Origin of the sequence: Aeromonas sp. QDB11 (genome assembly GCF_027705265.1) — a bacterium.
Classification (GTDB): Bacteria; Pseudomonadota; Gammaproteobacteria; order Enterobacterales; family Aeromonadaceae; genus Aeromonas; species Aeromonas allosaccharophila.
This window is the reverse complement of record NZ_JAPDBM010000243.1, coordinates 1-571: the sequence shown is the minus strand read 5'-3', so window position 1 is coordinate 571 and position 571 is coordinate 1. Positions and strand designations below refer to the sequence as shown.

General features: G+C 55.9%; 1 protein-coding gene. It reads left to right on the top strand.

The genetic code is table 11. The features are described from left to right. Nucleotides 1-515 (top strand): IS5 family transposase (locus tag OKC40_RS22885; protein WP_270797070.1); only part of this gene is annotated, 515 nt, incomplete at its 5' end. Nucleotides 516-571 lie beyond the last annotated feature (56 nt).

Here is a 571-nt window from a genome sequence, read left to right as displayed (position 1 = left end):
TCAGAAAACACGGCGCTGAGAAGCGGCGGGTCTGGCGCAAGTTACATCTGGCAGTAGACCCGGTGAGCCACGATATCGTGGCGGCGGAAGTCTCGCTGGAGAATGTCCATGATGCCGAGGTGTTGCCGACCTTGCTCAACCCACTGCGGCGCAAGCTGGGACGTGTTTATGCGGATGGTGCCTATGACAGCAAAGCCAGCCATCAGCTTATCTCGCACAAAGGGGCGACAGCCTGTATTCCGCCTCGTAAAAACGCTGGGTTATGGGAAAAGGGACATCCAAGAAATGAGGCGGTGCTGGTAATGCGCAAGGAGGGGCTAGTGCACTGGAAGAAGATGTCGGGATATCATCGGCGCTCGCTGGCAGAGACGGCGATGTATCGGTTCAAGCAGTTGATGACGGGCAAAATCAGTCTGCGTAACTACAACGGCCAAGTGGGAGAGATCATGGCCTACGTGTGTGCGATGAACAAACTGAATGCCCTTGGTCTGCCTGTCAGAAAGCCCCGAGTGTAGCTGTCACCTGGGGCTGGGGAAGTTGTGGCTTGATGGTTGATTTGGGAAACAACGCC